The sequence below is a fragment of the Bradyrhizobium sp. genome (assembly GCF_016462955.1).
GTDB lineage: Bacteria > Pseudomonadota > Alphaproteobacteria > Rhizobiales > Xanthobacteraceae > Bradyrhizobium.
In genome coordinates this window covers 1-3,395 of the sequence record NZ_JAEMSD010000089.1, presented here as the reverse complement: position 1 = coordinate 3,395, position 3,395 = coordinate 1, and the positions used below count along the sequence as shown (strand labels likewise).

The window sequence follows — 3,395 nt, the reverse complement described above, 5'->3', positions numbered from 1 at the left end:
AACACTTCCTTCACCACGCGCACGTCGACCTCGCGCTCTACATAGGTCCACTCCTCGGTCCGCCGCAGCATCGCCACCAGCTCCTCGAACAGCGAGGCGTCGGCGGGGGCGTATTCGAACCAGGTCAGGAAATCGAAGGGCTCGCCGAGGTCGCGGCAGTGATAAAGCTGGCGCGCGACCGCGGGCAGGAAGCGCAGGCTGCTCGCGATGTGGTGCGACTTGTCCTCGAAAATCTTGCGGCGCTCCTCCTGGGTCAGCTCCCACCAGGCCTGCGACTTGCGGATCGGGATCAGCGCCGCTGACGTCGCCTCTGGACGGCCCAGGCCCGCCTGCACCGCCACGAGTTGCTGCTTCTCGGCCCGCTCGGTGTAACGCAGGCTGCTTGCGACCCCCACCAGCCGCCATCCACTCCGCGAGGGGACAAGCGGCAATGACACGGCGTCGCTGTCGGTCACCGACAGCGCCGGCATGAAGGGCAGGGGCTCGCCCGTCACGGCTGAAATCGAGATCACGCGCCAGCCCCCGCTCTGGCCGCCTCGAAAGGTCCTGAACATGGGGAGCTATGGAAGCGTGGAACCGGGCGGGGTGCAAGTGGCTCGTCATTCCGGGGCGCGCCCCTTGGCGCGAGCCCGGAATCCATCGCGCCGCCGGAATGCTGGGAGCAATAGATTCCGGGCTCGCGCTACGCGCGCCCCGGAATGACGGAGCAATGACTGTCGGGCCTGTGCATAGGTCGAATAACCCGGATAACCCTCCCAAACCTGGCCTTTGTCAGCGCCGCACCTATATCCCTGATCCTTCGCCCGTTTCACGCTGATTCGCGCCAGACCCCGAGCCCCATGCGCTTCACGCCCCAGTTCCTCGACGAGCTTCGTGCCCGGCTTTCGGTCTCCGAAGTCGTGGGCAAGCGCGTCAAGCTGAAGAAGGCGGGGCGGGAGTGGAAGGGCTTGTCGCCGTTCCAGCAGGAGAAGACGCCGTCCTTCTACGTCAACGACCAGAAGGGCTTTTACCACGACTTCTCCTCTGGCAAGCATGGCGACATCATCACCTTCGTGATGGAGACCGACGGCCTGCCGTTCGCGGAAGCCGTCGAGCGGCTCGCGGGCATGGCGGGCCTGCCGCTGCCGGCGGTGACGCCCGATGCGGCGCGGCACGAGCAGCGGCGCAAATCGCTGCATGACGTCATGGATCTCGCGGCCAAGTTCTTCGCGGAGACGCTGGCCTCGCGGGTCGGCGCCAAAGCGCGCGGCTATCTCGCCGACCGCGCCATTTCACCGGCGACTCAATTGCAGTTTCGCCTCGGCTATGCGCCGCCCGATCGCTTCGCGCTGAAGGAGCATCTCGGCAAGCTCGGCGTTTCCGTCGAGGACATGGTCGAGACCGGGCTGCTCGTGGCCGGCGACGACATCCCGGTGCCTTACGACCGCTTCCGCGACCGCGTGATGTTTCCGATCACCGATTTGCGCGGCCGTGTCATCGCCTTCGGCGGACGCGCGCTGGAGAAGGACGTTCCGGCAAAATACCTGAACTCGCCGGAGACCCCGCTCTTCCACAAGGGCGACAATCTCTACAATCACCAGACCGCGCGCAAAGCCACCTATGACGGCAGCCCGCTGATCGTGGTCGAAGGCTATGTCGACGTCATCGCGATGGTCACCGCGGGCTTTGCCGGCGCCGTGGCGCCGCTCGGCACCGCGCTCACCGAGAGCCAGCTCGCGCTGCTCTGGAAGATGGCGGACGAGCCGATCCTGTGCTTCGACGGCGACCGCGCCGGCCAGAAGGCGGCGTATCGTGCTGCGGACCTTGCCTTGCCCTTCCTCGCGCCCGGCAAGAGCCTGCGTTTCGCGCTGTTGCCGGAAGGGCAGGATCCCGACGATCTCGTCCGCTCGGGCGGGCGCGGCGCGGTCGAGGAGGTGATCGCTGCGGCCCGTCCGCTCGCCGACATGATCTGGTCGCGCGAACTCGAGGGCGGCAATTTCGCCACGCCCGAGCGCCGTGCCGCGCTGGAGGCGCGCATCAGGGAGCTCACCAACGGCATCCGCGACGAGGTGGTGCGGCGCTATTATCGCGACGAGTTCGTCGAGCGGCTGCAGCGCACCTTCGCGCCCGAGGGCGGGCGCGGCGGCTTCGGCGGCCGCGGCAATTTCCGCAGCGGTGGCGGCCGCCCCTTCCAGCCGCGGGCAGGCGCGAATCGATTCGGCGGCCAGGGATTCGGCGGAGGCCGCCGCGGCACGCCCGGTTCCATCCCGCTTCCCTCCGGCCCCTACCAGGCGGCGAGCCCCCAGCTGGCGGCAAGCCCGATCATGCGCGGCCAGCGCAGCGCCATCTCCCGCCGGGAAGCCCTGATCCTGCAATGCCTGATCAACCACCCCTGGCTGCTCCATGAGCATCTGGAGGAGGTCGCCGCCCTGGAACTGGCCCATCCCGAGGCGCATAAGCTCAGGGCCGGCATCATCGCGGCCTTCGCCAACGACCATCACCACTCGCCGGACCCCGGCGAGCTGGCCGAAAAGATGCGCGGCGATCTCGATCGGGGTGGATTTTCTCAAGCTCTTCAACGGGTTGAGGGGGCCATTACGACCCAGGCCGTGTGGGCCGCTCTGGAGGGCGCGGCACGGGACGACGTTCTTGCCACCTGGCACCAGCTGGTTGCCTTGCATCGGCAGTGGCATTCACTACTTAGAGAGCTGAAAGACGCCGAGCTGGCCTTGGGGGAGGACCCCAGCGAGGCCAATCTGGCATGGCTGCGTGACGTCAAGGCTCGGATCAGCGAAGTCGACGGCACCGAGGCCCTGATCGAGGGTTTTGGCGAGCTGTCGGGCCGGCTCCAGAAGAGCACGTGACGAAAGAATCATGCGGACGGCCGCGGCCGGAACCGCTAAAAGACTCGCCAAATCCTAGGTTTGGCGGCAAAAACAGGGTTAATCGAGGCTTAACGGTCTTGTAGCACTTTGGCCCCAAGGCGGCCGCAGGCAGAACAGACGCGTCAGGAATGAATCCGCGCAATCACTGTTGGCAATATACCTGCATCCGCCGCGACAAAGAGGCTGACGAAGCGTTAGGCAATTCCGGCGAGAGAAAGTTGGGGGTGGCGAGAGGTTTGTGCGCCGCCCTTTCCGTGTCGAGAGCTGCCGAAGCGAGAGCGTCGAGCAACAGGTTCATGTGAATTCACGCGAAGACGCGGCGGGCGTCTCGCATGAAGCGCGTTTAGGAGCAATGGATGGCCACCAAGGCAAAGACGCTGCAGGCGAAGGACAAGGAAAAGGACGACAAGGCAGCGGATGCGCCGGAGAAGGACTCCCAGGACGCGCCGTCTCCCTTGCTCGACCTGTCCGACGCGGCCGTCAAGAAGATGATCAAGCAGGCCAAGAAGCGCGGCTTCGTGACCTTCGATC

At 66.1% G+C, this 3,395-nt stretch carries 2 protein-coding genes; one reads left to right on the top strand and one right to left on the bottom strand.

The features are described 5' to 3' along the window. Positions 1-554, bottom strand: a 554-nt coding sequence (locus JHD07_RS12230) for a chlorite dismutase family protein (RefSeq protein ID WP_291622344.1), incomplete at its 3' end; no start/stop codon positions are given. Positions 555-839: 285 nt separating this feature from the next. On the opposite strand from JHD07_RS12230, the gene dnaG reads away from it, so the two are divergent. Then, positions 840-2,843 (top strand): DNA primase, encoded by a 2,004-nt coding sequence (dnaG, locus tag JHD07_RS12225; protein ID WP_291622342.1) that lies wholly within the window; start codon positions 840-842, stop codon positions 2,841-2,843. Positions 2,844-3,395: the final 552 nt, after the last annotated feature.